General features: G+C 62.9%; 30 protein-coding genes and 1 riboswitch. Of the genes, 16 read left to right on the top strand and 14 right to left on the bottom strand.

Features of this window, described 5'->3' with window-relative positions; genetic code table 11:
* Positions 1–48: 48 nt before the first annotated feature.
* Complete coding sequence (locus tag NY78_RS03920; protein ID WP_043631993.1) at positions 49–1,536, bottom strand: MBOAT family O-acyltransferase; 1,488 nt, start codon at positions 1,534–1,536, stop codon at positions 49–51.
* Between the two features lie 232 nt (positions 1,537–1,768).
* Here NY78_RS03920 and NY78_RS03910 point away from each other — a divergent pair, with 232 nt between their 5' ends.
* Both NY78_RS03910 and NY78_RS03905 read left to right on the top strand, forming a co-directional pair.
* Positions 1,769–2,902 carry an SGNH/GDSL hydrolase family protein gene (locus tag NY78_RS03910; protein ID WP_043631989.1) on the top strand — a complete coding sequence of 378 codons (1,134 nt, stop codon included), beginning with the start codon at positions 1,769–1,771 and terminating at the stop codon, positions 2,900–2,902.
* A gap of 50 nt (positions 2,903–2,952) precedes the next feature.
* On the top strand, positions 2,953–3,351 hold the full coding sequence (locus NY78_RS03905; protein ID WP_043631987.1) for a hypothetical protein: 399 nt from the start codon (positions 2,953–2,955) through the stop codon (positions 3,349–3,351).
* 85 nt (positions 3,352–3,436) lie between these two features.
* Here the strand turns inward: NY78_RS03905 and NY78_RS03900 are convergent, their stop codons facing one another.
* The 3 genes from NY78_RS03900 to NY78_RS03890 all read right to left on the bottom strand — a co-directional run bounded on the left by NY78_RS03900 (position 3,437) and on the right by NY78_RS03890 (position 5,463).
* Complete coding sequence (locus NY78_RS03900) at positions 3,437–3,970, bottom strand: cupin domain-containing protein (protein WP_197084200.1); 534 nt, start codon at positions 3,968–3,970, stop codon at positions 3,437–3,439.
* Between the two features lie 47 nt (positions 3,971–4,017).
* The gene (locus NY78_RS03895; RefSeq protein WP_043631984.1) at positions 4,018–4,443 is read right to left on the bottom strand and encodes a MarR family winged helix-turn-helix transcriptional regulator; all 426 of its coding nucleotides are present in this window, start codon (positions 4,441–4,443) and stop codon (positions 4,018–4,020) included.
* Positions 4,444–4,605: 162 nt separating this feature from the next.
* Positions 4,606–5,463, bottom strand: a complete 858-nt coding sequence (locus tag NY78_RS03890; RefSeq protein WP_043631981.1) for a ribonuclease H-like domain-containing protein — start codon at positions 5,461–5,463, stop codon at positions 4,606–4,608.
* A gap of 132 nt (positions 5,464–5,595) precedes the next feature.
* Between NY78_RS03890 and NY78_RS03885 the strand changes: the two genes are divergently transcribed.
* Positions 5,596–6,582: a hypothetical protein gene (locus tag NY78_RS03885; protein ID WP_043631979.1), complete on the top strand. Its 987-nt coding sequence runs from the start codon at positions 5,596–5,598 to the stop codon at positions 6,580–6,582.
* Between the two features lie 237 nt (positions 6,583–6,819).
* The gene (locus NY78_RS03880; protein WP_043631976.1) at positions 6,820–7,476 is read left to right on the top strand and encodes a hypothetical protein; all 657 of its coding nucleotides are present in this window, start codon (positions 6,820–6,822) and stop codon (positions 7,474–7,476) included.
* A gap of 210 nt (positions 7,477–7,686) precedes the next feature.
* On the opposite strand, the gene pspC is transcribed toward NY78_RS03880, so the two are convergent.
* The 6 genes from pspC to NY78_RS03850 all read right to left on the bottom strand — a co-directional run bounded on the left by pspC (position 7,687) and on the right by NY78_RS03850 (position 12,342).
* Positions 7,687–8,073 carry an envelope stress response membrane protein PspC gene (gene pspC, locus NY78_RS03875; protein WP_043631974.1) on the bottom strand — a complete coding sequence of 129 codons (387 nt, stop codon included), beginning with the start codon at positions 8,071–8,073 and terminating at the stop codon, positions 7,687–7,689.
* On the bottom strand, positions 8,061–8,315 hold the full coding sequence (locus NY78_RS03870; protein WP_043631971.1) for an envelope stress response membrane protein PspB: 255 nt from the start codon (positions 8,313–8,315) through the stop codon (positions 8,061–8,063). The genes pspC and NY78_RS03870 overlap by 13 nt, the downstream gene beginning before the upstream one ends.
* A 22-nt stretch (positions 8,316–8,337) precedes the next feature.
* Entirely contained in the window at positions 8,338–10,386 is a 2,049-nt protein-coding gene (locus NY78_RS03865) for a methyl-accepting chemotaxis protein (protein ID WP_043631968.1), read from the bottom strand.
* A 19-nt stretch (positions 10,387–10,405) separates the two neighbouring features.
* Positions 10,406–10,490: riboswitch (cyclic di-GMP riboswitch) on the bottom strand.
* 394 nt (positions 10,491–10,884) lie between these two features.
* Positions 10,885–11,247 carry a PspC domain-containing protein gene (locus NY78_RS03860; protein WP_043631966.1) on the bottom strand — a complete coding sequence of 121 codons (363 nt, stop codon included), beginning with the start codon at positions 11,245–11,247 and terminating at the stop codon, positions 10,885–10,887.
* A complete protein-coding gene (locus NY78_RS03855) occupies positions 11,244–11,525 on the bottom strand; it encodes a hypothetical protein (RefSeq protein ID WP_047960018.1) in 282 nt (93 codons plus the stop codon). The genes NY78_RS03860 and NY78_RS03855 overlap by 4 nt, the downstream gene beginning before the upstream one ends.
* 139 nt (positions 11,526–11,664) lie before the next feature.
* Positions 11,665–12,342: a PspA/IM30 family protein gene (locus NY78_RS03850; RefSeq protein ID WP_043631964.1), complete on the bottom strand. Its 678-nt coding sequence runs from the start codon at positions 12,340–12,342 to the stop codon at positions 11,665–11,667.
* A gap of 170 nt (positions 12,343–12,512) precedes the next feature.
* On the opposite strand from NY78_RS03850, the gene NY78_RS03845 reads away from it, so the two are divergent.
* The 7 genes from NY78_RS03845 to argB all read left to right on the top strand — a co-directional run bounded on the left by NY78_RS03845 (position 12,513) and on the right by argB (position 19,634).
* On the top strand, positions 12,513–13,667 hold the full coding sequence (locus NY78_RS03845; RefSeq protein ID WP_043631962.1) for a sigma 54-interacting transcriptional regulator: 1,155 nt from the start codon (positions 12,513–12,515) through the stop codon (positions 13,665–13,667).
* 9 nt (positions 13,668–13,676) lie between these two features.
* Entirely contained in the window at positions 13,677–14,936 is a 1,260-nt protein-coding gene (locus tag NY78_RS03840) for a M16 family metallopeptidase (RefSeq protein WP_043631961.1), read from the top strand.
* A gap of 19 nt (positions 14,937–14,955) precedes the next feature.
* Positions 14,956–15,522, top strand: a complete 567-nt coding sequence (locus tag NY78_RS03835; RefSeq protein WP_043631959.1) for an O-acetyl-ADP-ribose deacetylase — start codon at positions 14,956–14,958, stop codon at positions 15,520–15,522.
* 312 nt (positions 15,523–15,834) lie between these two features.
* The gene (locus NY78_RS03830) at positions 15,835–16,617 is read left to right on the top strand and encodes a methyltransferase domain-containing protein (RefSeq protein WP_043631956.1); all 783 of its coding nucleotides are present in this window, start codon (positions 15,835–15,837) and stop codon (positions 16,615–16,617) included.
* 176 nt (positions 16,618–16,793) lie between these two features.
* The gene (gene hslV / locus NY78_RS03825) at positions 16,794–17,336 is read left to right on the top strand and encodes an ATP-dependent protease subunit HslV (protein WP_043631953.1); all 543 of its coding nucleotides are present in this window, start codon (positions 16,794–16,796) and stop codon (positions 17,334–17,336) included.
* 12 nt (positions 17,337–17,348) lie between these two features.
* On the top strand, positions 17,349–18,722 hold the full coding sequence (hslU, locus tag NY78_RS03820) for an ATP-dependent protease ATPase subunit HslU (RefSeq protein WP_043631950.1): 1,374 nt from the start codon (positions 17,349–17,351) through the stop codon (positions 18,720–18,722).
* An 18-nt stretch (positions 18,723–18,740) separates the two neighbouring features.
* Positions 18,741–19,634 carry an acetylglutamate kinase gene (gene argB / locus NY78_RS03815; protein WP_043632315.1) on the top strand — a complete coding sequence of 298 codons (894 nt, stop codon included), beginning with the start codon at positions 18,741–18,743 and terminating at the stop codon, positions 19,632–19,634.
* Positions 19,635–19,870: 236 nt separating this feature from the next.
* Here the strand turns inward: argB and NY78_RS03810 are convergent, their stop codons facing one another.
* On the bottom strand, positions 19,871–20,527 hold the full coding sequence (locus NY78_RS03810; protein ID WP_043631947.1) for a flavodoxin family protein: 657 nt from the start codon (positions 20,525–20,527) through the stop codon (positions 19,871–19,873).
* Positions 20,528–20,907: 380 nt separating this feature from the next.
* Positions 20,908–21,444 (bottom strand): bifunctional pyr operon transcriptional regulator/uracil phosphoribosyltransferase PyrR, encoded by a 537-nt coding sequence (gene pyrR, locus NY78_RS03805; RefSeq protein ID WP_269430850.1) that lies wholly within the window; start codon positions 21,442–21,444, stop codon positions 20,908–20,910.
* Between the two features lie 146 nt (positions 21,445–21,590).
* Between pyrR and NY78_RS25405 the strand changes: the two genes are divergently transcribed.
* The 5 genes from NY78_RS25405 (at position 21,591) to NY78_RS03775 (ending at position 25,170) form a co-directional block, all read left to right on the top strand.
* Entirely contained in the window at positions 21,591–21,911 is a 321-nt protein-coding gene (locus tag NY78_RS25405; RefSeq protein ID WP_231583746.1) for an IscA/HesB family protein, read from the top strand.
* Between the two features lie 198 nt (positions 21,912–22,109).
* Positions 22,110–22,469: an IscA/HesB family protein gene (locus NY78_RS03790; RefSeq protein WP_043631938.1), complete on the top strand. Its 360-nt coding sequence runs from the start codon at positions 22,110–22,112 to the stop codon at positions 22,467–22,469.
* Positions 22,470–22,581: 112 nt separating this feature from the next.
* Positions 22,582–22,917 (top strand): hypothetical protein, encoded by a 336-nt coding sequence (locus NY78_RS03785; RefSeq protein ID WP_043631935.1) that lies wholly within the window; start codon positions 22,582–22,584, stop codon positions 22,915–22,917.
* A 129-nt stretch (positions 22,918–23,046) separates the two neighbouring features.
* Positions 23,047–23,433 (top strand): response regulator transcription factor, encoded by a 387-nt coding sequence (locus NY78_RS03780; protein WP_043631932.1) that lies wholly within the window; start codon positions 23,047–23,049, stop codon positions 23,431–23,433.
* 18 nt (positions 23,434–23,451) lie between these two features.
* Entirely contained in the window at positions 23,452–25,170 is a 1,719-nt protein-coding gene (locus NY78_RS03775) for an HD domain-containing phosphohydrolase (RefSeq protein WP_043631929.1), read from the top strand.
* A 494-nt stretch (positions 25,171–25,664) separates the two neighbouring features.
* Here the strand turns inward: NY78_RS03775 and fabZ are convergent, their stop codons facing one another.
* Together fabZ and NY78_RS03765 are read right to left on the bottom strand one after the other, a co-directional pair.
* Positions 25,665–26,135, bottom strand: a complete 471-nt coding sequence (fabZ, locus tag NY78_RS03770; RefSeq protein ID WP_043632310.1) for a 3-hydroxyacyl-ACP dehydratase FabZ — start codon at positions 26,133–26,135, stop codon at positions 25,665–25,667.
* A 73-nt stretch (positions 26,136–26,208) separates the two neighbouring features.
* The gene (locus NY78_RS03765) at positions 26,209–26,715 is read right to left on the bottom strand and encodes an OmpH family outer membrane protein (RefSeq protein WP_043631926.1); all 507 of its coding nucleotides are present in this window, start codon (positions 26,713–26,715) and stop codon (positions 26,209–26,211) included.
* Positions 26,716–26,827 lie beyond the last annotated feature (112 nt).

Raw genomic sequence — 26,827 nt, 5'->3', positions numbered from 1 at the left:
CAAGAAGAATACCAAATTCTTGCAGTGCTCGGAAAAAACAGGAAAAAACTAAAACTGGAAGTATATAAACGGCAGAACGCCGTCCGGTCCAAGCTTCAAGATGCAGGCCGCCGCCAGCCCAAGGGCCAGCCCCTGGGCCGGGAAAGGCAACCATTCAAAGCTCTTGCGAAAAAAATCCCGCCCCGTCAGATGGAGCAGCTGCACCAGGAGGACCACGGCCACCAAGACCAGACAGGTGGGTCGAAATGTCGCGCCGGTCGGATCAAGGGCCACAGCCCGGCGCAGGATGTCCACGGCCTTGCCGGCATCCTCAGCCCCGAAAAACACCCAGGCCACGTTGACGTAGGCAAAGGTGACCGTCCAACAGGCCGCGTTCCACAGCGCGCTGCCAACGCCCGGACCAGCCGCCGGTTCGGGCAGTCCGCCGGCCGCTTTCAGGGCTTCCTGCCGTCCTGCTTCCCGGGCCGCCAGCCGGGTGGCCCGATACTCGCCCGCCATGTGCGCCCCGATCAGGCCGAAACCGTGGATAAATCCCCAGACCAGGAAGTTGTAGGCCGCCCCGTGCCACAATCCGCCAAGGGCCATGGTGGTCACGAGGTTGACGTACTTGCGGCCCGTGCCTTTGCGGTTGCCGCCCAAGGAAATATAGAGGTAGTCTCGAAGCCAGGTGGAAAAGGTGATATGCCAGCGCCGCCAGAAATCGCGCAGGCTCAGACTCGTGTACGGCGCGTTGAAATTGTCCGGGATGTCAAAGCCCATGAGCAGCCCGATACCCTGGGCCAGATCGGAATAGCCGGAGAAATCGCAATAGATCTGCATGGTGTAGGACAGGATGCCGACCGCGACCGCCGCCGAACTGTAGCCCTCGGGCGCGCCAAAGGTCACCCGCACGATGTGCTCGGACAGGTAACTTGAAATGATGATTTTTTTAATGAGGCCCCGGGTCAGCAGGTAAAAGGCCCGGGTGAAATCGACCTGCCCCACCTGCTCTTTTTTGAGCTGGCCCAGAAAACTGCCGGCCCGCAGGATGGGACCGGACAAAATGGTGGGGAAAAAGGAGATGAAGCAGAACACCTCGACCAGGCTGCGCTCCACCTTGGCCGGGTCGCGGTAGACGTCGATGGCGTAGGACATGCCCTGGAAGGTGAAAAAGGAAATGCCGATCGGCATGATGACGTCGAGCAGCGGGACCGGGCTGGTAAAGGACAGCACCCGGAACAGCCAATCGGCCGAGATATAGAGCATCTCGTAATACTTGAAGAAAATCAACATCCCCAGGGAAAAGCCAACATAGAGGATGAGGCAGAACCGCCGGAACCGGGCATCGCTGGTCTCGGCAAAGACCACGGCGAAAAACCAGGTCAGGAAGCTGAAAACCAGCAGGATCAACAGGAATTTGGCGTTGAAGGAGGCGTAAAAGATATAGGAGGCCAACAGCAGAAACAGTCGATAGGCGCCGGCCCGCGACCGCAACAGCCAATTGAGCGGCAAAATAACGGCAAAAAACAAGGCGAATTCAAAACTGGTAATATTCATCGCGGCTCTTGGCGACCTCCGGGAAGTGAGGCGCAAACTAGCTGCGCCGCCGTCAAAAGGCAACCGGCTTGGGAGCCGGCCGGCCGACCGTCGGCCGGCTGACGCCCGCCTCGCAACATTTTTTCGCTAGATCCCGGGAAGTTGTGCCAATTTCCATTTCGGCCCGGACCTTGCTTTCCCGTTCGTACCCCCGGCCGGCTGCTCCGCGCCGGGCAAACCCAAGGCCGCTGCCATGCCCCATGTCGCAACAGCTTTCCCTGCCAGACGTCCCGCCCTGGCCCTGACCATGGCCCTGGCCATGCTCGTGGCCGCGCCGCGCCTGACCCATCCCGGTCTGGCCCCGCCGCCCGGCCCCGAAACCAGCCTGCACGCCCTGACCGGCCGTCTTGGCCAATTCGACGCCGCCCCGGCCACGGGCACGGACACAGCTACGACCTATGACGCGCTTCGCGCCGCCGTCTCGCCCTCTGCCGTGCGCCTGGCCGTGGACAAGACGGCCAGACATCCGCTCGACGGCCCCGTGGCCATTCACCGCACCACTCGGCTCGGCTCCCTGGCCGCGCCGCTTCGCCTCGTCAGCCTCGCCAGCAAAGAGCCCGCCCCCGAACCCCAACGCCTGGCCCAGGCCCCGCAGCCGGCCGCGCCCCCGCCGCCGGCCGTCAAAACTCTGTCGCCCAGACCGTCCCCGCCGCCAGTGCATGCCGCCCTGGCTCCGGCTGTCCCCGGCAAAAGCATTCTCGTGGCCGGCGATTCCCTGTCGCTCTTTCTGGCCGACGCCCTGCGACCGCTCCTCGCCAACCGCCCCCAGACCGCCTTTGCCTCGCGCGGCAAGGTTTCAAGCGGCCTGGCCCGGCCCGACTTCTTTAACTGGGAACGCGAAATGGCCGCCCTGGTCGCCGCCCACCGGCCCGATACCGTCATCGTCATGATCGCCACCAACGACAACCAGACGCTCACCCGGCCCGACGGCTCCAAAGTGGCCTTCCGCCGCCCCGGCTGGGACGCCGAATACGCCCGCCGCGTCCGCCGCCTCGTGGAACTGGCCCGCACGGCCAATCCGGACACCCGCATCCACTGGATCGGCGCGCCGGTCATGGGCGATCCCAAACTCAATGCCGACGTGGCCGCCATAAACGCCGTCATCGCCAAGGAACTTGCCACCCTGCCCGGCGCCCGCTTTCTCGACGTCTCCCGCACCCTGGCCGATGCCGCCGGCCACTACGCCCCGGCCCAGCAAACGCCCGACGGCCCCCGCGCCACCCGCACCAAAGACGGCGTCCACCTGACCCCCTACGGCGCAAAACTGCTGGCCAGCGCCACCCTGGCCTCCCTTGGCCCCAATCTGGCCGCGCTGGCCAAGCCCTAAAGGCCCGGCACGCCCTTTACCACCCCCACAAGCCATGCTAGAGCCGCCCCATGGAAACCATCCTGCTCAAAATCCTCGAGGTCCAAAACGAGATTTTGGCTGAACTGCGCCTGCTGCGACAAGCCGTCAGCCAGGGCACCCCCCTGGCCGCCACGCCGCCGCCCGCCCAGCCCGGCCACGCCGCCCCGGCCATCGTCGACCAGATGCCGGCCGATCCCGATCCCTTCCTGCCGCAGCCGCCGCCCCAACAGCCCGGCGGCCGACTCACCATCAACGAGCTGGCCGACATCGGCGGCCAATTCCTGAATTCCGGCCCTATCTCCCAGACCAAGGTCAAGCCCGTGGACGCCGCCGACCTCAGCCACTCCATTCTCGATGACATCAAGGCCAAAAACAAAGCCAAACGCAGCGCCTTCGCCGAGTTTGAGAAGTTCGGCCGCGATCGTTGACCGCAAGCCCGGCTCCTGCCCGGTCCGGCATAAGCAAACGCCCCGCAACGCTCTGCATTGCGGGGCGAAGCCAGGCGTGGGCCGACTACAGCCACGAAGGCTTGGAAGCCACAATGACACCGTCGTTTTCAGTGGCCTGCACGAGGCTGTTGGCCTCGGTCTGGAGGCAAAGATACAGCAAAGGGCTTGTTGCGTCGGCCTTCAGGCATCGCTCCCCAGCCGGACTGACGCGGATGACGCTGCCCTGGGCGACGGCGAATTCATCGCCATCCACGTAAAACTGCCCCGTTCCACTGAGGACGACATACACCTCTTCATTTCGTTTGTGCCAGTGCGTGAAGGGAACACTGACGCCAGCCGGCAAGGCATTGACCGACAGCTCCGATCCGGAAAGATCCAACATGTCCTTGAATGTCATCCTTCCAGTCGTCTCCACTCCCGCAAATGACCCGACCGTGTAATTCGTTTGAGCCTTTTCCATACGCTTCCCCTTTTCTGGACGCTGGACCAAACCAGACGCCAGGGTTTGAACACGTTCCTCTAAAGCGCCATCCAACCACATCCGATTGACCGTTTCCGGCCCAGCCAAGGCCATCTCCTGCGGCAACTGCGCCGGCACGTTCCTCCTGTTATTTTGTTCTATATAGAACTATTTTGCTAAAAAAATCACTCCAGGTTGGCCAACACCCGCTCCAACCCGTCGACAAGGGCCTCTTTGGACGTTTCTTCCATGGTTCCCCAGACAGCGGCCAGGAGTATGTCCGAGATTTCCTGAAAATCCTTGCGAAACCCTTCGCCTTTGGGCGTCAGGGCGATGAGAGCCACCCGGGAATCGGACGGAGAGTCCTGACGACACACATAGCCGGCGCTTTCGAGCTTCCTGACCAGCACGGTCAGCGTGTTTTTTTTCCGGTCGATGCTCCTGGCCAACGCGCCCATGGGAACCGGGCCGCAGGCATACAGCGTGGCCAGGATCGCTCCATGGGACGGGGCCAGATCGGGATGCCCACGCCGCTTAAGTTCCGCCACGACAAGCGCATTGGCCCTCTCCCGGACCCGGCTGATGAGCGATACGACATGATCGGTTGGCATGTAAGGAGGAATAGTTCTACGTAGAACATTTGTCAAGCCCGCCCTTTCCCGACAGCCCGGGCCGGGGGACGATCTTAACGAGCATTTCGGCTGCTTAAGAGAAAAGCAAGGCCTGCAGCATGTCTCGCGAGACGAGGAGAACAGCCGTTCCCGAGCCTGACGCTACCGGCCCCAACCGAACCCGGAACCGGGGCGTCGGTCATGCCAGACGCGGCGCAGCACCTCGGTATCGGGGCTGTGGGGATTCTCGCCGGGAGCGGGGATGGGCTGGGTGTACAGGTGGGCGAAGGGTGTCTGGCGCAGGCGTTCGTTTATGGCGTGGGCCAGCAGGACGGGCAGGGCCAGGACATCGGCGGCGTTGTAGGCGAGCAGGGTTTCAAGAACGGCGGGCGTTCCATGGCGGGCATATTCACGCCACAGGAGCACGGCCAGGTAGCCGTCGGCGCCGGCCAGGTCGCCGCGATCGACGCCGTAGTGTTCCTCGCATTTTTTAAGCCCGCCTTTGATGCCGATGCCGCACAGGACATTTCGCAGGTCGATGTGGGCCTTGGGCAGTTTCGCGCCGAGATGGGAGGTCAGGATGGGCGCGTCGAAGCAGCGGCCATTAAAGGTGACGAGCACTTTGCTGGCGGTGATGTCGTCGGTGAAGTCGTGGAGATTTTTGCCGTGAGCGTAGGTCCGGGCGGTATTTTTGCCGTCGTAGAGGGCCACGGCGGTGATCTCGTTTTGGGGGGTGCCGTCGGTTTCGATATCGACGCAGGCGAGGTGGTCGCGGAAATCGAAGAACAGTCGCCAGCTCTCGGCCGGGGGCAGACGGGCGGCGAACCAGTCGGCGTCGCCGGCTTGCAGGCGCTCTTTGGAGGCCAGCAGTTCATCGCGCCACAGGGGCGCTTTGCTGGAGGCCAGCGGCGCTTCCTTGGCGTCGAGAACGTCGTCCCAGGTCAGGAAACCGGCGTCCCAGAGGCGGCGTTCGGTGGAAGGGCCAAGGCCGGGAAGATGCAGGAAGGTATGGGTAAGCACGCGGGTCGTGTACCTGTTTTGGCGAAGGTCCTCAACCACTGCGGGGAGGTGACGGCATTAATTCTGCAAGGGTTACGCTGGCCGGTGTTTTTTTCCGCCGGGCCTGAACGATCATCCAAGGAAGGAGCCCCCATGTCGCGACCGTTTGATGCTGCGCCTGCTTTGTCGCGGAAGTTTCTTGCGTCCGGCGACCGTCGGGAAACCGTCATTGCCCGGGACCTGTACCGCACCGGCTCGTTGCGGGACGATTTCGACCGACTGGCCAGTCCGGCCGTCCCCATGGCGGATGCGGACATCCTGAGTTTCCTGCTCAAATACTTCCATGCCTGCCTGTTTCCCGGTTCCCAGGATCATGCCGTCCCGCTTGGAGAAATAAGTGATCTGCTGGCGCAGTTCTACGAGCTGTGGGTGGGCGACAAGTCTGACCAGGTCCTGCCGCTGGCGGGCGAATACAGCGCCTATCCGCTGCGGATGCTGGCGGATTTGCCGCGCACGGCCCATATTTTCCGGTCGGTGGCCAATCGGCCGTTGCCGCCGGCCATGGTGCAGGACCCGTTTCTGGGCCTTGATCTCGGCACGGGCAGCGGCATTATACTGGCAGCGGCCTGGTTTCAGGCCAAGCGTAACGGCGTGGCCGTCACGCAGCTCTTCGGCGTGGAGCTCGACAGCCAGATTGGCGAACGCACGGGAGCGCTTTTTACGTCCCTTGGCCTCGGCGAAATGCGCATTGGCGATGCCCGTGATCCGGCCCTGTATGCCGGCCTGCCGGACGGACCGATCGCCTTTGTCGGGAATGAGAACGTGCCGGCTCCCACGTCGCGCTACACGGCGGAACCGTTCAGCACAATCCATGCCGCGCTTTTTGCGGCCATGTCGCAGCGCCTTAAAAAGACGATTTTCTTTCCCGAGGCCCTGGTTGTGCGCGACCGGGACGCGGAACTCGACGTCGTGCTGTCAAAAAACAACCGCTTCCAGGTCCCCAGGCACTACCAGTCGCTGCGGCCCAAGCCCCGGTCCATCGTCATTGAGGGTCGGCTGACCAAGTTATGGCAGGTGGGCAAGGATTTCCGGGGGCATATTCCGGAGAGCTGGCTGTCGGTTATGCCTGGGCGCTGGTAGCGGGCAGGCATAACCGACAACGCCGGGCGCGGGGGAGAGCCTGACTTCACTCCAGAACGCTGCCCGGCGGTCCCAGAAAGGCGCCCCGCCACCCGAAAACCCCTTCAGTTCTGGCTGCCATGGCTGCTTTTTGCCATATTTTGCGCTCAGCGCATAAAGTATACATGTTTCCGACCGATATAACGAGTATGAATGAATTCCAGGCCAAAGCGGCCCCTCGTCATTCCAGGAGGCAATATGGATATTCAAATGAACATACATAACGGTTGGCAAGGCGATTCGTTACAAGCCTACCAGGAAGCCACGAAATCCATTCAGAGCGTGACGTCCTCAACGACTTCTTCCAAAGACGATCCTAAGACTGGCGAGAAAATTGAGAGTGGCGACACTATTTCAATCTCAGAAGAAGCTCGAAAAAAACAGGAAGAGTCTTCTGGACCAACATCTGTCACGACTCTATCTGCACAGGCAAGCGCGACAGACGGTGAATCCAGTGACGATACTACTTCAGATCCAAAAGCAATACTTTTGAAACAAATAGACAAGGTTCAGAAACAATTACAAGATGCCCAAGATCGTCTTGCATCCGCAATGTCAAAGACGAAACATGACACCAATAGCGGCAAAGACAAAGCGTCTCAAGAGACTGATGAACAAACTCAAGATGCAGGAACTGCTCAGACAGAGAATCCAGAGAACAGCGACAATCCAGAAGTAAAAACGATTGCGACTGAAGTCAATCTGCTGACAATGACCTTGGCAACGCTTAACGCCCAGCTATTGAAGCAAGAGCAAAAAGGCGGAGCTTCTGGCACAACAACGGGAACTGCAGGGATCAACGAAGGCAGCGGGCTGAGCGGCGGAGTCGGCGAACGCCTTCCCGTCAACGCCTAACACTGTCCGTCTTCCCTGACGCAACCGGAAGCAGTTCCAGTGCCCGCTTGTGACCTGTCTTGCCAGCACCCGGGACGCATTGCGCCGTCCGCTCCCCGCGACTGGTTCGAGGCTCGATAGCGTCACCCCTGCATGGCATCGCGGATTTGGGAACGCGTCCCAGCGACAAGGCCCTCCTGCGCCCGGCGTTGCGGTATGCCCTGGCCCTGGTCAGGGCCGGTGCAGCCGGCGGTCGAAATCATACTCCCGTGAAGTGACGTGATCTTCCAGGCGGCGCACCCGGCGCTCCAGGGCCTCGAAACGGCGCTTGACCCGGGTCAGGGCGTTTTTGCGCGAGCTCACGTAATCATCGTAAAAATCCCGTTCTTCGTCGGAAGCCGGGGCCAGCACCGGCTCGGGCTTGATGACGAATCCAGCGATCAGGTAGGCGGCGAGCATGGGCCAGACGCCGGTAAAGGGCGTGAGCACGACGACGCCCAGACGCACGGCGTAGACCGGCACGTCGAGGAAGACGGCCAGCCCTTTGCACACGCCCAAAATGGCCCCGCGGCGCGAACGGTAGAGATTGCGAAAATCCAGTTCGCTTATGTGTCGCATGGCCCGTTCCCCTTGTTTCGAGCGTCGAGAACGAGGGTTTCCAGGGTTTCGACACGGCTTTCCAGGCGTCCCAGGCTGCGGTGGATCTCCTGGAGCAGCTGGGCCTCATCGGGATCGCCGCCGCGCGGGGCCGAAGAGCCCGGCCGCACCAGACGGACGCCAAGCAGGAAAATGACGCCCATGATGACCAGACCGATCAGGACGGCTCCGGCCACGACCAGGGAGGAAAGCAATCCCATCATGTGTCTGTTCTCCGGGACGGGATCAGGCGATGGCCTTTCCCGACCCCTCACGTTGCATGTCGAGCACGAGTCCGTGCAGGGCTTTGGCCTGACCGGCCAGATTGTCCACAGCCGAGGAGGACTGGTGCATGACCTGGGCGGTTTCGCCGGAAATACGGTTGATGCGGTCCACGGTCCGGCCGATTTCCTCGGCCGCGGCGGACTGCTCCTCGGCGGCGGTGGCAATGGAACGTACCTGATCGGCCACGGCGTCGACAAGCCCGACGATGGCGGTCAGGGCGTCGCCGGAGCGGCGGGCCATGGCCGTGGCCGCTTCGACATTCTGCACGGCCTTGTCAAAGCCGGCCACGTTTTGCTGGGTACCGTCCTGGATGCCCTTGATGGCCGCACCGACTTCCTTGGTGGCGGTCATGGTTTTTTCCGCCAGCTTGCGCACTTCGTCGGCCACAACGGCAAAGCCGCGTCCGGCCTCGCCGGCCCGGGCGGCCTCAATGGCGGCGTTTAAGGCCAACAGGTTGGTCTGGTCGGCGATATCGGAAATGACGTCCATGATGGCCCCAATGCCTTCGGCCTTACGCCCCAGCGCCCCCATGTCTTCCTTGAGGGCGCGGGCCTGATCGGCCACGGCAACGATGCCCTTGACCACGGCCTCGACCACGGCTGCCCCCTCCTCGGCCTTGGAGCGGGCGGAATCAGCGGAATCGGCGGCCTGGGAGGCATTTTTGGCCACTTCAAGCACGGTGGAATTGAGCTGGTCCATGGAACTGGCCGCCTCGGCCACCTGCTTGGACTGGTCCTGGGCCCCCCGACTCGACTGCTCGACCTGGGCGGCGAGCTGCTCCGAGGCGGCGGTGACCGCTTCCACCACGCCTTCAATGCGCCCGGCCGCGTGAAGCATTCCCTCGACCTTGGCATTTTCGGCCATGCGGCAGGCTTCGTCGGCCTTGGCCGTCTCTTCCCTGGCTCGCCTGGCCTCGGCCTCGGCCACTTCCTTGGCCTTGGCCACCTCGTCCATGCGGCAGTCGATGTCGGCGGCCATGGCCGCCAGGGCCTTGGCCAGCACGCCGGTCTCGTCCCGGCTTCTGACGTCCAGGGTCCGGCCGGTTTCCCCCTTGGCCACGGCCCGGGCGAAGTCCAGGCAGGCCAGAAGCGGCTTGGTCAACAGCCGGGCGAACAGCCAGGCCAGGACGGCGAAAAAGATCGTCCCGGCCAGACCGGCCAGACCGATTTTCAGGATGATGGCGTCGCGCGCAGCCAGGGCCTCGGAGATGTCCGTGCCAATAAAGACCATGCCGACAATCTGGTCGCCGTTTTTGAGCGGTTCATAGGCCGTGCGGTACTCACGGCCGAGAATCCGGTTGTCGCCGAGGTAGGTCTTGCCTTGGCGCAGCACGACATCAAGGATGGCCGGATTGTCGAGCTTGGTGCCCACGGCCCGCTTGCCGTTGACTTCAAGGGAGGTGGAAACGCGGGTGTCGCCGTAAAAAATCGTGGCCTCGGCCCCGAGGTCTTTTTTGGCGCTGTCGACCAGAGCGGTGTTGTTGGCGACGTCCTGGCCGATGATGACCACGCCGATGACAGCGCCGTCCTTTTTAATGGGGGCGTAGGCGCGAATGGAAAAACCCACGGTGTTGCCGGGCTCGAACAGACTGACGGCCTCCCCGGCCAGGGCGCGCTTGAGGCCTTCCTGATTGCCGATGTTGTCGCCGGCCTTGTCCGAGTGCGCCCGGGCCACGACAGTGGCCTTGGCATCGGTAAAAACGACCAGATCGACCTTGCCGGAGGCCAGGACCACCTGGCCGAGTTCACGCAATCGGGCGGCATTGCCGGCCAGAACGCCGTCGATGATGTTTGGCCGCGTCGCCTGGGCGCGGGCCATATCCAAATAAGTCTCTTTGTAATCAGCCACTTGTCGGTTGAAGACATTCAAATAACTTCGGACAGCCTGGCCGGTAATGACCTCGTATCCGTTGCGGACGCTGGTGAAGGCGACGCACTGGATGATGGCCACAGTGGCCACGACGGAAGCAATGACCAAGGCCAGAATTTTGGCCGCTATGGAAACCCGCATCACGTCCCCCTCGGTGTTGCCCAGCGGCCCGGCTGTCTCGGCAACATCCTCCGAGACCCGTGGCTTTCCGGACCTGCCTCGCGGCAGGGGTGGCCTTATTGGGATAGAATTTCCTAGCAACACCATGGTTTGGGCGCAAGGGTTAGTTTGACTGTGTAATTATTCCCCATATACTGTTGCACTTTTATGCAACCAGCATGGTTCATATCTTTTCACGGACGGAGAGTAGTGGCTCTTTTGTAGATTGCACTCCGGCCAAAAGCCTTCATCAATTCCGGCAGTGTTGTTTTTTTTCAAAACAACAACACGCCAAATCCACCGCCCCTGGCAGCGCACCACTTCCTGAAACCGGTTTTGTGCCTTTCGCCATGCGGCCGGATAACCGCACCGCTTTCCAACCTTGTTCCTTCTTTCACCATATCGGACTCCGATATCGATCACACGAAGAAAATTCCGGCCCATTGTCCTTCAAACTGCAGCCCGCTGCGGCCCGGCCCCTTAGGAGCGGCGCAGGCGACGGTCGAAATCGTATTCCCGGGAGGTCACATGCGATTCCATCCGGGCAATGCGCGCGTCAAGATCCCTGGCCCGGCGCGACAACCCGCCGACCTTGCGATGCAACCGTCCCGAAGGCCCTGACGGTTCGTCGCCAACCGGCTCCAGGCGCAGGAGAAGGCCGCAGGCCACATAGCCAAGCACGGCCACAAAGCCGGTGGCCACGAACAGCACCACCACAAAGGCCCGGACCACCAGGACCGGCAGGCCCAGGTATTCGGCCAACCCCCGGCATACGCCAAGGGCCATGCCCCGACGGGAACGAAAGAGCCGCCGGCCGGAAGAAGTCGTTTCACTGCGTCTCATCTGTCGCCTCTCTTGTCGGGATCGCCCGGCTGCGGGCGGGTGTTGCCGGCGTTGCCGGGCGTGCCCGGCAGCAGGGTTTCCAGGTTGTCCATACGTTCTTCCAACCGGACCAGCGTCTTCCTGACGTCTTCCAGGACGGCCATGGCCTCGGCGTCGTCGGCGCTGCGGCTGCGGTCGTCGCGCCGGCGCAGTTCGCGCAGGGCGACAATGGCCACGACCACCAGCAGCACTTTGACGAGGGCCGGCAGATGGCCGATATATATGGTATGTTCGAGCACGTTGCGTCCTTGTCGTTACCGCCCCTTGGCCGGTTGGCGGCGTCCGCTTGAAAAGCCTCTCCAGGTGCAGGGGTCCGGGGGGATCATCCCCCCGGCCGCCGGAGGCTTCTTCTGTCTTTCATCGTCCTCGTTTCGCCAACTACCCCACCCGCTTGGCCTTGAGGCGGGCCAGTTCGCGTTCGACGTCTTCGTCGGCGGCCAGACGGTCGAAGCGGGCGTCCAGGCTCTCGTCGTCGGCCGGGCGGCGGCTGGACACTGTACCGGCCAGTTCGGCCTCGGCTTCCAGGCGTTCGATGCGGTTCTCGAATTCCTCGAAGCGGCGCAGGGCGTCGGAGGAATCGACCCGGGAGACGTCTTCGCGCATCCGCTTCTTGCCGGTGGCGCGCATGTGGCGGGCAAGCAGCGTGCGCTGGCGTTCCTTGGCCGAGACGAGCTTTTCTTCCAGGGTGCCGATGTCTTCACGGCAGGCCGCGACCATGCCTTCGACGGCGGCCAGCTCTCCGGCCAGGACATCGGAACGGGCTTCGAGGTCGCGCTTTTCCAGCAGCGCCTCCCGGGCCAGATCTTCGCGGCCCTTGTCCACGGCCAGTTCGGCCTTCTGGCCCCAGCGCACGGCCCGGTCGGCCATGGCGTCGTGTTCGCGGGCGATCTTGGCGGCCTGGGCCATGGTGCGGGCGCAGTCGGCCTTGAGTTCGACCAGCGTTTCCTCCATCTCCTGGATCATGAGCCGGATGAGCTTTTCCGGCTCTTCGGCCTTGTCGAGCATGGCATTGATGTTGGAGTGGATGATGTCTCTGAAGCGGCTGAAAATTCCCATGGCGTTCCTCCGTGCCGCATCTTTGTTGCGGCCTTCGCAGCCCATAAAGCAGGGACCGTGCCAGGAAATAATCGGCAATATTTCGGGCTTATGCCGCTAGCGCCCCAGACAAGTCTTGCAGCATTCGCCATTTTCTGGCATTTTTCGCCACATAAGAGGTGAAACCGACCATGCCGTCCGCCGCCCCCTGGCTGGCCGAAGCCCTGGGCCAGTCCGATGCCTTCCTGGAATTCATGGAAGCCGTGGCCCTGGCCGCCGCCATCGACCGGCCGGCGCTCATCGTTGGCGAACGCGGCGCCGGCAAGGAGCTGGCCGCCGCCCGCCTCCATTACCACTCGCCGCGCTGGCAGGGGCCGTATGTGCCCGTCAACCTGGCCGCCCTGCCGCGCACGCTCATCGAATCCGAACTCTTCGGCCACGAAGCCGGGGCCTTCACCGGGGCTATCCGACGCCGGCCGGGACGCTTTGAAGTGGCCGACGGCGGCACGATCTTTCTGGACGAGCTGCAAACCGTGCCCATCTCGGTCCAGGCCAAGCTGCTGCGGGCCGTGGAATACGGCGTGATCGAGCGGGTGGGGACCAGCCTGCCGGTTGGGGTCAACGTGCGTGTGGTGGCCGCGGTCAACGTCGATCCCCGCGAACTGGTGCGCCGGGGCCGGTTGTTGCCCGATCTGCTTGACCGGCTGGCTTTTTCGGTGCTCTTTGCTCCGCCGCTGCGCCATCGCCAGGGCGACGTCGCCTATCTGGCCGAGCGCTTTGCCGCCCGCTTTGCCGCCGAAATCGGCCGGCCCGAGCCGCCCGTCTTCACCGCCGCGGCCCTGGCCGCCCTGGCCGCCCATCCCTGGCCCGGCAACATCCGCGAACTCAAGACCGTCATCGAACGCGCCGTTCTCCAATCGCCTTCCCCGCGCATCGACCACGTCACCCTCGACCCCTTCGCCCACCCCCACGCCCCTTTTTCCCCTGTTCGCACGGCCCCTTTTCCCCCGGCTCGTACGGCCTTTGAGCACCAGGACGGCAGCGCCCCCCAGCCGCCCGCCGTCCACCCTCCAACCACTCTCCCCCCGCAACCCCTCTCCCTGTGCAGGGGTCCGGGGGGATCATCCCCCCGGCCGCCGGAGGCCTCTTCCGCCTTCTCTTCTCCCCCCCCCACCTGGACCGAAGCCACCGCCGCTTTCGAGACCGATCTGCTCGCCAGCGCCCTGGCCCGGGCCGGCGGCAACCAGCGCAAGGCGGCCGCGCTTTTGGGGCTCACCTACCATCAGCTGCGCGGCCTGTACCGCAAATATGCCGCTGCTCTTGACGCCGCGACCAAACACCCGTAGCCCCAGGCCATGCGCCAAACCACCGAATTCGACAGCCACTCCCGGGCCACACGCCTGCCAAACGGCGTGCGCGTCGTCACCGAACACATGCCCCAGTCCAAGACCGCAAGCCTTGGCCTCTGGATCGAAGCCGGCTCCCGCCACGAGGCCGCCGGCCAGGAAGGCATGGCCCATCTCATGGAGCACATGGCCTTTAAAGGCACCGCCCGCCGCGACGCCCTGACCATCGCCAAGGAACTGGACACCCTGGGCGGCCTGTCCAATGCCTTCACCTCCCGCGAGGCCACCTGCTTTTATATCCGGGTCATGGACGCCCATCTGGTCCGGGCCTTTGATATTTTAAGCGACATCGTGCTCAATGCGCGCATCGACCCTGAGGAACTCGGCCGCGAACAAGCCGTCATTCTTCAGGAAATCTCCATGGTCGAGGAGACGCCCGAGGAGAAGATCCACGAGGACTTCTGGGCCGCCGCCTGGGCCAACCCGGCCCTGGCCCATTCCATCACCGGCACGCCAGCCTCGGTCTCGGCCGCCACCGCCGCCTCCCTGGCCGACTGGCGACAGGCCAATTACCGCCCCGACGCCATCACCGTGGTGGCCGCCGGGGCCATTGACCACGAGGCCCTGACCGATCTGGCCGCCGCCGCTTTTGGCCACCTGTCCGCCCTGGCCGCCGCCCCGGCCCAGCCGGCCGGCCTCTATACGCCGCCCAAGATCGCCCTTCTCCGCGACTGGGAACAAAACCACGTCATCATGGCCTTTCCGTCTGTGGGCAACGCCAGCCCGGACCGCTTCGCCCACACCCTGCTGGCCACGCTCCTTGGCGGCAATATGTCCTCACGGCTCTTTCAGGAAGTGCGCGAAAAACGCGGACTGGCCTATTCCATCTACGCCGGGGTCAACGGCCTGTCCGATACCGGGCTGCTGGAAATCCAGGCCGCCGTGGACCCCGAGCGCACCGGCGAACTCCTGGACGTGGTGGCCGCCGAACTGGCCGCCGTGGCCGACGGGGCCGTGGCCGCCGAAGAACTCGACCACACCCGGGAACACTTAAAAGGCCTGCTCTACCTCGGCGCGGAATCCACCGAAAACCGCATGATGCGCCTGGCCCGCAATATCCTGCTCTTTGACCGCCAGATTCCCCTTGAGGAGACCGCCGCCGCCCTCGACGCCGTCACCACGGCCGACGTGGCCGCCACGGCCAAGGCGGCGTTTACCGAGGCCGCCACCGGCCTTTGCATCATGGGACCCAACGCCGCCCTTCCCTAGACAGCCATCGGAGGCCCCCATGCCCGATACCGCAAACTACCCCATCGGCCACGGCACCCTGCGCCTCATTGAAGGCGACATCACCCGGGATGACGCCGACGCCATCGTCAACGCCGCCAATTCCGCCCTGGCCGGCGGCGGCGGCGTGGACGGGGCCATCCACCGCGCCGCCGGGCCGAAACTGCCGGCCGCCTGCCGGGACATCATCGCCCAAATCGGCCGTCTGCCGGCCGGCGGGGCGGTCATCACCCCCGGTTTCGACCTCCCTGCCCGGCATATCATTCATACCGTCGGCCCCATCTGGCGCGGCGGCTCCCAGGGCGAACCCGAAGCCCTGCGCTCGGCCTATGCCGAGTCCATCGCCCGGGCCGTCGAACACAATCTGGCCACCGTGTCCTTCCCGGCCATCTCCACCGGCGTCTACGGTTATCCCGTCGAGTTGGCCGCCCCCCTGGCCCTTGGCGTCCTGGCCAAGGCCCTGGAAAACGGGCCGCTCCGGGAAATCCGCATGTACCTGCACGGCTCCCAGGCCTTCGCCCTCTGGCGGAGTGCGGCCGAGGCCTTATTGGGGACACCGTCGCGGTAATTGCCTCCGGCGGCCGGGGCTTTGCCCCGGACCCCACCGGGGGGATCATCCCCCCGGACCCCTGCAATGGGGAACGTTTTCAAAGGGTTCTTGGGGTTGACTGGCAATCCGGTCGGCTTCGGACGAGGACAGCCAGCGCTTGCGCTTGACGGGAACCACCTTTGCTCCGCCGGCCGAGGCCCTGCCCCGGGCCGAGAGGATCACCCCGGTCCCTTGACGGGCTGGCAGGCTTTCAAAACCGGCGCACAGTCGGGGCGGGACGTTCCCCGGCCCCAATGGGGGCGTCGCCTCTCGGAGGCAAAAGGACAGGCTATGGCGGATTGGGACAGCGGGCAATATTTGAAGTTTGAACGGGAACGGACCCAACCGGCCATCGACCTGGCGGGCAGGATCGCGTGCAATGCGCCGCAAGACGTCCTCGACCTGGGCTGCGGGCCGGGCAACAGCAGCCGGGTCCTGGCCGGACGCTTCCCTGGGGCGCGCATCCTGGGCATCGACAGTTCCCCGGAAATGATCGCGGCCGCCAGGGCCAATCACCCCGACCTGGAGTTTGCCCTGTGCGACGCCGGCCAGGACCTGGGCAGCCTGGAACAACACGGTTTTGATGTGGTCTTTTCCAATGCCTGCATCCAGTGGATTCCCGACCACCCGGGACTCTTGCGCAACATGTTTGGCCTGTTGCGCCCCGGCGGCGTGCTGGCCGTGCAGACGCCCATGAATTATGACGAACCGATCCACCGGATCATTGCCGAGCTGGTGGCCGGAGCAACATGGTCGGGCGCTTTTTCAAACCCGCGCATCTTTTATAACCTGCTCCCAGGACAGTATTTCGATCTGCTCTCAGACCTTGCGGCGGATTTCACCCTCTGGCAGACCACCTACTACCATGTGCTCGGCTCCCATGCCGACATCATGGAATGGTATCGCGGCACAGGGCTTCGCCCGTATCTTCGCGCCCTGTCCGATGCGGATCAGGCCGCTTTTGCGCGCGACGTCTCCGACCGGGTGGTCCAGGCCTACCCCAAGCAACGAGACGGGCGGATCATTTTCCGGTTTCCCCGCTTCTTTTTTACGGCCACAGCCAAGGCCGTCTGATATTCAGCTGCGCCGGCCTCGGTCCGGGCAACCCGCCCCTGCCCGCCGGACGAACCGGGCAATTTTCGTATGTAACCCCCCATAAAACGTTTTTGGGGAAGGAGGGGGTCTGGGGGAGGAAACCCTTTTTCAAAAAGGGGTTTCCTCCCCCACCCGCCGGAGGCACAGACAAACACATGGAACTACGTGGAACGACGATACTCGCCGTGCGCACCGAGGCCGGGGTGGCCGTGGCCGGCGATGGGCAGGTGACGCTTGGGCAGGCCATTGCCGTCAAGCACACGGCGCGCAAGGTGCGCCGGATGTACAAAGACAAGGTGGTCATCGGCTTTGCCGGGGCCACGGCCGATGCCTTTACGCTCTTTGAGCGCTTTGAGGCCAAGCTGGAAGAATATGGCGGCAATCTAGTCCGGGCCAGCGTGGAGCTGGCCAAGGATTGGCGCAAGGACAAATATTTGCGCCGGCTGGAAGCCATGATGATCGTGGCCGATGCCGGCAACGTGCTGATGCTGTCCGGCACGGGCGATGTGATTGAGCCGGACGACGGCGCGGCGGCCATTGGTTCGGGCGGTCCCTATGCCCTGGCGGCGGCCCGGGCGCTTCTGCGCCATACCCAGCTGTCCCCCCGGGAAATTGTGGAAAAATCCATGGCCATAGCGTCCGAGATGTGCGTCTACACCAACGACCGTCTGGTGGTGGAGACGATTGAACGGGTTTAACGAGGAGTTGCCATGCACGCCAGTCTGACGCCGCGCGAGATCGTTTCCGAGCTCGACAATTATATCATCGGCCAAAGCGACGCCAAACGCATGGTGGCCATTGCCATGCGCAACCGCTGGCGACGCCAGCAGATCGAACCGGTCTTGCGCGAGGAGATCGCGCCGAAAAACATCATCATGATCGGACCCACGGGCGTGGGCAAGACCGAGATTGCCCGGCGGCTGGCCAAGCTGGCCGGTTCGCCCTTTTTCAAGGTCGAGGCCACCAAGTTCACCGAGGTCGGCTATGTCGGCCGCGACGTGGAGTCCATGGTGCGCGACCTGATGGAAATCGGGGTCAGTCTGGTGCGCAAGGAAGAGCTGGCCCGGGTGGCGGTCAAAGCCGAAAAAGCGGCTGAGGAACGCCTGCTCGACATCCTTTTGCCCGAATCCGCCCACACGGGCATGGCCCCGATTCCCATGATGTCGTCCCTGGAAGCTCCGGCCGCGCCGCCCGAAGATTCCACCCTGAGCACCCGCGAGAAGCTGCGCAAGCTCTGGCGCGAGGGCAAACTCGACGACCGCATGGTGCCGGTCGAGGTGTCCGTCCCCTCGCCCCAGGTGGAAATCATGTCCATGCCGGGCATGGAAGACATGGGCAGCCAGTTCAAGGACATGTTCTCCAAGGTCTTTCCCCAGCGCAAAAAGACCCGCTCCATGCGGGTGCGCGATGCCTACGAAGTGCTTTTGCAGGAGGAATCCGACCGTCTGGTGGACATGGACAAGGTGTCCGAGACGGCCAAGGAGCGCGTGGAGCAGACCGGCATCATCTTTATCGACGAGATCGACAAGATCTGCGGCAAACAGGGCGGGGGGCAAGGCCCGGACGTGTCGCGCGAGGGCGTGCAGCGCGACCTGCTGCCCGTGGTCGAGGGCTGCGTGGTCAACACCAAGTACGGCATGGTGAAAACCGACCACATCCTCTTTATCGCCGCCGGCGCTTTTCACTTCTCCAAGCCCTCCGACCTCGTGCCGGAGTTGCAGGGTCGCTTCCCCTTGCGGGTGGAGCTGCGGGCGCTGACGGCCGAGGATTTCTACCGCATCCTGACCGAGCCGCAAAACGCGCTCACCGTCCAGTACCGGGCGCTTCTGGCCACCGAGGGCGTGACCCTGGAATTCACCGACGAGGCCCTTCGCGAAGTGGCGGCCTTTGCCCAGCGCGTCAATGAGGAGACCGAGAACATCGGAGCCCGGCGGCTCTATACCATCATGGAAAAAATCCTGTCCGACCTGTCCTTTGCCGCATCGGACCAGGGCGGCCAGACCGTGGTCGTGGACCCGGCCTACGTGCAGGCCAACCTCGCCGACGTGGCCGAGGACCGGGATTTGTCCCGCTACATTCTCTAGACAACCGGAGAAACGATGATGAACCGCGAACACGCCAAGGCCCATCTGCTCCTGGAGGCCCTGCCCTATATCCGCCAGTTTTTCGGCAAGACCGTGGTCATCAAATACGGCGGCCACGCCATGGTGGATGAGCATCTCCAGGAGAGCTTTGCCTTAAACGTCATCCTGCTCAAATACATCGGCATAAACCCGGTCATCGTCCACGGCGGCGGGCCGCAGATCGGCCAGATGCTCAAGCAGCTCAACATCGTCAGCCAGTTCCACCAGGGCCTTCGCATCACCGACGACGCCACCATGGACGTGGTGGAAATGGTGCTCGTCGGCAAGGTGAACAAGAACATCGTCAATCTGATCAACTTAAACGGCGGCACAGCCGTCGGCCTGTCCGGCAAGGACGGCCGGCTCATCACCGCCCGAAAGCTCGAAATGGTGCTGGAGCGCACCGACGCGCCGCCCGAGATCATCGACCTCGGCAAGGTTGGCGAAGTGACCGGCATCAACACCGAGCTGATCACCACCCTGCTCGACAAGGGCTTTATTCCGGTCATCGCCCCGGTCGGCGTGGACGAACACGGCGCGACCTACAACATCAACGCCGACTCCGTGGCCGGGTCCATGGCCGCTGCCCTGGGAGCCAAGCGACTCGTTCTCCTGACCGACGTGTCCGGGGTGCTCGACAAGGACAAGACCCTCATCTCGTCGCTCGACATCAAGGAAGCCTCCCAGGCCATGGCCGACGGCGTGCTCAAAGGCGGCATGATCCCCAAGGTCGCCTGTTGCATGGAGGCCGTGGACGCGGGCGTGGAAAAGGCCCACATCCTCGACGGCCGGGTGGAGAACTGCATCATCCTGGAGTTCTTCACCAGATCCGGCATCGGCACCGAAATCGTGTGCAAACGGTGCCAGGCGTAGAGAGAAGGGAAGACTGGGAAGAGAAAGACAGGCCTCCGGCGGCCGGGGGGGATAATCCCCCCCGGACCCCCTTGATGGGAAAGATTTAAATGGGTTAGCGTAGATGCACTAGGGGTCGCCCCTTTGGCCGCCGGAGCAATTGCCAGCCAGCGTCCAGAACCCCTTTACAAATTTCTCCCGTTGGGGGGTCCGGGGGCCTCAGGCCCCCGGCCGCCGGAGGCACTCTTTTTCTTCTCTCACACGCTGCCCAGGCCGGCGGCCAGACGGCCGCCCAGGGCGTAGGCCTTGGCCAGATCCTGGGGAAACACCTCTTTACGGCGTTTGGCCTTGGCGTCGGCGTCCCAGACCGTGCAGAGATATTTTGCATAATCGTCAAATTGCAGGGTGTCGTTGGCCGTAAGGATCTCGCAGGCGCCAAAGGTGCGTTCCATGAACCCGCGTGCGCGTTCGAGAAACGAATCGTATTGCCGCTCGACAATGGCCGCCTCCGGCACGTTCATGTCGTAGATGAGGGCTGTGGGAATCTTGCGGGGAAAGATCGAGGCATAGCCCGGGGTGTAGGTCAGGTACGGGAACAGCATCCGTTCCATGAAGGAACGCATCTCCCCGGTTTCCGCCCCGAAATAGACCGGCGTGCCGAGAATAAGCGCGTCTGCGGCGGCGGCTTCTTCCAAAAGCGGCTTGAGGCCGTCTTTGACGGCGCAGCGCCCGTAATTTTTGCCGCCGATGCGCTTGCACTCAAAGCAGCTGATGCAGCCTTTGTAGTCGTAGTCGTAGAGATGGACGAGCTTGGTTGTAGCGCCGGCAGCGGCTGCACCTTCCAGAGCGCTGCCAAGCAGCATGGCCGTATTCCACTTCTTGCGCGGACTGCCGTTAATGGCCAAGATGTTCATGCGTACTGCCTCCTGGGCGGGATATGGCTATCGTGTACGCACAAGTTGCGGGCCGTGCAATGGCTTCCCAAAGAGGTACAGAGGCACTGAAAGGGTACCGACACCGTCAGCGCCCCGGTCCCTCCCGCAGCCGCCCACGGTTTGCGGGTCGAGCGCCCCGATGACCGGCAGCGCCGCCGGCTCCCCGGACCCCTCCCGCAGCCTGCGGCCCAGCTGTCGGCCGGAGAGCGGACAGCACGTTGCCGCGCCGTAGAGGCCAATGACCCCACGCCACTCCCCGCGGGCACGGCCCAACGGGCCGTCTCTGCGCCAGTTGGCCCCCAGGCGGCCCGGGCAGCGGCGTCCGCACCGCCCCCAGACCATGGCTCCGGCGTTGACGCCTAGTCCACGAGCAACACGCTGTCTTCGCCGTCGAGTTCGGCCACGGCCACGTCCACATGCTCGCCGGGTTCGGTATGGACCCGCTTGCCCACATAATCGGCCTGGATGGGCAGTTCGCGGTGGCCGCGCCGGTCAATGAGCACCAGCAGTTCCACGAGCTTGGGTCGGCCGTAGTCCAAGAGCGCTTCCAGGGCGGCCCGGATGGTGCGCCCGGAAAAGAGCACGTCGTCAACGAGTACAACACTCTTCCCATCAAGGGAAAAGGCCAGTTCCGACGGACCGACCTGCGGTTGGACATCGCGGGTGGTCCAGTCGTCGCGGTACAAATTGATGTCAATCTTGCCCAGCGGCACATCGCATTTGCCCCGGGAATCAATGATAGTTTTAAGGCGCGTCGCCAGTTCCGCCCCGCGCCGCTGGATGCCGACCAGGGCCAGTTCGCAGCTCGGGTCGTGGCGCTCGATGATCTCAAAGGCCAGGCGTTCCAGGGTGCGGCGCACCTCGCCCCCGGTCATGATTTTCTTATGTTTGCTCACAGGCTTTTTCCCCCAGGCTTTCAAACCATCTAGCGCAAAAAGGGAAACTCTGGCAATCGCGCCAGCCCTGGCCGGGACGATGGTATTTGACTTTCTGATCGGTCATGCTTAGTTGCATCAAACGAGCTTGTCCCACGGAGGTTCCCATGGTTGAGTTGACAGAATCCGCAAAATCCCAGCTTGATGGGTATTTTGCCGACAAGGAAAAGTCCCCTATCCGGATTTATTTGTCCTCAGGCGGTTGAGCAGGTCCCAAGTTAGCGCTGGCTCTGGATGAGTCGCGCGAGGCGGACGAGGTGCTCGACGTTTCCGGATACACGTTTGTCATAGAAAAGGAACTCTACGAGAAGGCCTCGCCGCTCAAGGTCGACATGACCTACATGGGCTTCTCGGTCTCCTCGAGCATGGAGCTTGGCGGGGGCGGCGGTTGCGGCTCTTCCTGCTCCAGCGGTTCCTGCTCGGTGTAGTTCGCCGGGCGCATACGATGTGCTGTTTAGGCCGGCTTTTTAAGCCGGCCTTTTTTTACGTCCGGCAGGGCGTCCCTTATTCCTGCCGGGTGCGTCATTGATTTTTCCGACCCAAACGGACCTTGGACATAGAGCAGGCTTATTTGACAATCCCATAGGGCGTGATTACCCAATGGTATCTCTCGCCTGGAGGTATCCATGGTTTCTTTGACCGACTCGGCCCGGGCCGAACTGGACAATTACTTTGCCGACAAACAGAAAACCCCTATCCGTGTGTATCTCAACAAGGGTGGGTGCTGTGGCCCGTCCCTGACCCTGGCGTTGGACGAAGCCCGCGACAATGACGACGTGTTTGACTTAAACGGCTACACGTTTGTCGTGGATAAGGAATTGATGGCCGAGGCCAGCCCCATTTCTGTGGACATGACCGATTACGGCTTTGCCGTGGGCTCCAGCCTCCAGCTTGGCGGCGGCTCCTGCGGTTCCGGAGGCGGCTGTGGTTCCGGAGGCGGTTGTGGCTCCGGCGGCGGTTCCGAAGGCGGCTGCGGCTGCTCCTGATACGCACGAACAAACTGTTGACTCTTCCGTATGAGGCCGACCCCTGGGTCGGCCTTTTTTGTTGCGCCCCCAGTTGGTTGACAGGGCCGGATGGGGCACTTAAAAAAAAGGCATGGCAACCAACCAAGACCATCCTATCCGGCTGACGGACGCGGCCAGGGCTGCCCTAGACGCTCTTTTGGGATCCGCCAGCCGTCCTGTCCTGCGTGTTTTCCTCTCGTTCCAGTACGAATCCGGCCCGCGCCTGGATATTGCCCCGGACGCTGCCACTGCTGCCGACACCACCGTGGACCTCGCCGGCATCACGATCTGCATGAATACCCAGTTGCTTGGCCAGGCTGGCCCGGTCACCATTGATTGTGGCCCTGCCGGTTTTTCCTTCGATTCCAGTCTCGATTTTTCCGAAGCTGGCGGAAATTGCGGTGGAGGATGCGGCTCACATCACTGAACAGTCACGACGCCGCCCCCATTTCCTCTTTTTTTGGGGGTTTTTTTTCTGAATCCGTGTGCGACCTTGCCATTGGCCTGACCATTTACTAGTATTCAAATCGGTTGGCGCTACCCAAAGGAGACGGTCATGCCGGGCAAAATTCTCATCGTCGACGATGAGGTGCACATCCGAATGCTCCTTGAGCAAACGCTTGAGGAACTCGAAGAAGATTTTGGCATTGACATCCTCTCTGCCCAAAATGGCGAAGAGGGTCTGGCGCTTATAAAATCACAGAAACCCGATGTCGTTTTTCTGGACATCATGATGCCCAAACTCAACGGCTACGAAGTCTGTCAGCGGGTCAAAGACGATCCGGCCATAACCGACATCGGCATCGTCCTGCTCACCGCCAAAGGACAGGAAGTGGACCGTCGCCAGGGGTTGGAACTGGGGGCGAGCCGCTACATGACCAAGCCCTTCGACCCGGACGAAGTGCTCAAGGTGGCCAAAGAACTGCTGCGTCTTGACCCTTGATGGACCAGTAGTGCTGTCATGGTTGCGCTGCGACGACTGCTTAAGAAACGGGCGCTGGCCCCCCTGCTCGCCCGAGCCCAGGCCATGCTCGGACCGGGCTGGCAGGCAGCGATCCTTGAGGCTTCGGCCCAAACCCCTCCCCCTGGCTGCCGCCTGGAACCCCTGCGCCTCGAAGGAACCCTGCTCGGGTATTTGGTTCTGACCCCGCCCGCCGACGCCAACGACACTGACGACATCCGGCCAGACCTGCCGCAAATGGCCCGGTTCGTGGCCGACTGCCTGGAATCCATCATCGACGGCGAGGCCCTGCGCCGCACCCTGGCCGGGGAAACCCTGACCAAGTACCGTGAAATCTCCATGCTCCACCGGGCCACCCTGGGCCTTAACGGTTCGCTTCGCCCCAAGGACGTGGCCCAGGCGTTGCTGGATGAATGCCGGCGCGGCGAACTGCCGGCCGAAGTCGGCATGGTTTTTTTGCACGTGCCCGGGGAATCGACCTTTACGCCGGTCTGCGCCTACGGCGACGCCGTTGCCTGCACCCTGGACCGGGTGGCTGATTCGGCCCTGTTCCGCGACATCTGCGCCAGCCAGAAAGGCGAGATCGTCAACGATCTGCCGGCCGACAGCCGCTGGGCCGGGGAAGCGCCGCTGTCTTCCCTGCTCCTTTCCCCCCTGGTTTCAGCCAGTCGCTGCATCGGCATGTTGGTGCTTGGCGGCCCGACTCCCATGCTTTTTGAAGCCAGCCACCTGCAATATATCGGCACCCTGGCCACCGTGGCCGGCATCGCCATGGGCAACGCCCTTCATTTCGACGCCATCCAGACGCTCATTAACTCCCTCATGCAGGCCTTGGCCACGGCCATCGACGCCCGCGATCCATTCACCGCCGGTCATTCCCAACGGGTGGCCCGGCTCGGCGTCGCGTTGGCCCGCACCGTTCATTTTGATGCTTCGTATTTTCCAGAGGTCACGTTCACGCCGAGCGACCTGGAAGAACTGCTCTATGCCGGCCTGCTCCATGATGTCGGCAAGATCGGCATTCGCGAGGAGGTGCTGACCAAAGCCACCCGCCTTTCCGCCGGGGCCATGCAGATCATCGGCCAGCGCCTGGCCCTGCTCGGCCTTTCCACCGGTCAGGATCAGACGGACAATTTCGAAGCGCTGTGCCGCATCAACGCCGCAGGTACCGTCACAGCCGAGGACGCCGCCCTGGTCGCACACATCGCAGCCCTGGAGATCCGCTTCGGGAAGACCGTCTTGCCGCTGCTCGAGCCTGAAGAAACCGCCTGCCTGCTCATTGCCCGAGGCAACCTGACCCCGGAGGAACGGCTGGAAATAGAGCGCCATCCGGCTGAAAGCCACCGTATTCTGCAGCACATTCCCTTTCCGGAAAACATGCAGCGGCTGCTTCCCATCATTTCCCAGCACCATGAACGGCTGGACGGTTCAGGCTATCCGGGCCGGCTTCAGGATGCGGATATCCTGCTGCAAAGCCGCATCATCGCCATTGTCGATATTTACGACGCCATCACCATGGCCCGTCATTACAAGCCGGCCCTGCCCCGGGAGAAAGCCCTCGGCGTCCTGTGGCAGGAAGCCCGGGCCGGGCGCATCGACGCGCGTCTGGTGCAGCTCCTCAACGACAACATCGACGCCGTGGAGTGTGACTGCGCCCGGCTGGAACAGCGCCTCGACCTCAGGGATTTTCTGACGTCTCCGAGCGAATCACGGACCTGACCGCTTGTTTGCGGCAGTGACTCGACCCCTCGCTTCCCGTCCACCCCGCCACGCCGCCCGACCTGTTCAAGCCATGCCGTCCCGTGCAAACGCAAAAAGCCGGGACTCCCTGTGAAGTCCCGGCAGTCAGCTCGTCACCGGAGACAGACGCAAACCGGCGTTGCCGCCCAGCAAAAAAAGCTCCAGCCCGGGAGCCCTCCCAACCGTCAGGGCATCCGACCCGCACACCCACAGGCAGTACCGTCTGCTCGTCAGGCGAACATCCCCGGTCGGCTATGGACAGCGCCGTCTTTGCGATTCACAGGCAGTACCGTCAGCGCGTCAGGCGGAACATTCTGGGCACAGGCTAAATCGCCGGCAGCCGGGCCAGAATGGCCGTCGTCCAAACGCGCCTGGCGAGCGTCCCCAAACCATCGCTTCTTTCGATGCATGAACGCCGTCATTCCGCTTTGTTGCGTGACAGGCGCTGCAACGAACGCGACCAAATACCGACGTTAGCCAAGCGTGGCCGCATCGACCACGGCGGCACTCAGCTCCGCCTCGGCCACGACCTGCCCGTCCACGGTGGCCTGGGCCGACATTTTGCAAAGTGTGAGACGGCGCTTGAGGTTGAAGCAGCGCAGCGTCAGCTGGTCGCCCGGGACGACCGGCCGGCGAAACTTGGCCTTCTCCACCCCGGTAAACATGAAAATGCGATTGCCAAGGGGTCCCTCCAGGGACTTGGACACCAAAATCCCCCCGGCCTGGGCCAGGGCTTCGAGGATGAGCATTCCGGGCATGACCGGCGCTCCGGGAAAGTGGCCGGGGAAAAACGGTTCATTGATGCTGACGTTTTTGAGTGCCGTAATGGACTCGCCCGGGACGTAGGCCAGGACCCGGTCGACAAGCAAAAAAGGGAAACGGTGGGGCAACAGCGTTTGAATCTCGTTGATGGTGATCACGCCTGAAGCGTCTTGTCCGGTCATATCCCGTTCCTCCATGTAAAAAAAGCCGGGACGCTTCGTCGCGTCCCGGCCCAAAATCATGCCAGTGCGTGCGCTATTTACCCTTGTCGAACTCAGCCTGGACAGCCGCAGTCACGTCAAGTTTGGGATCGAAGTAGGGGACGGAGTGCGACTCGAGAATGACGGAATAGCCGTTTTTGGTAGCGTAGTCGCTAACGACCTTCTGCAGGCGGGTCAGCAAGGGCTGGAGCACGCCCTGCTGGGCCTGCTGCTCTTCCTGCTGCAGCTTATTGCGGTCTTCCATGTACTTGCGCGCCTTGGCTTCGAAGTCGGCAGCCTTGGACTTCATGGCATCCTGGGACAGGGCCACGCTTTTTTTCTGCAGCTCGTCCTGCATTTTCTTCAGGTCGTCGCCCTGGGCGGCCAGAGCCTTTTCGCGGGATTCAAACCTGGACTTGAGGCCTCCCAACGCGGACTTGCCGGCACTGGAATTGGACATGGCGTCATCAAGATTGATGATGCCGATCTTTCCCTGGGCCTGCGCCGCCATGGGCACAGCCAACACGGCCATAACGATCAGGATCCGAAACAGAACGCCCATTATGTAGCTCCTTGCTGATTCCATGTTTTCGGGGGGCTCGCGCCCCCCGGTGTCATTTCGTGGCTAACCGACCGCCCGCCCAACCGTGGGATGTCCCGCGGAATCAGGCGGT

This window comes from Desulfovibrio sp. TomC (assembly GCF_000801335.2).
In the GTDB taxonomy this organism is placed as follows: Bacteria; Desulfobacterota; Desulfovibrionia; order Desulfovibrionales; family Desulfovibrionaceae; genus Solidesulfovibrio.
The sequence above is the reverse complement of the archived record's forward strand: the minus strand, read 5'-3'. Positions and strand labels throughout refer to the sequence as shown.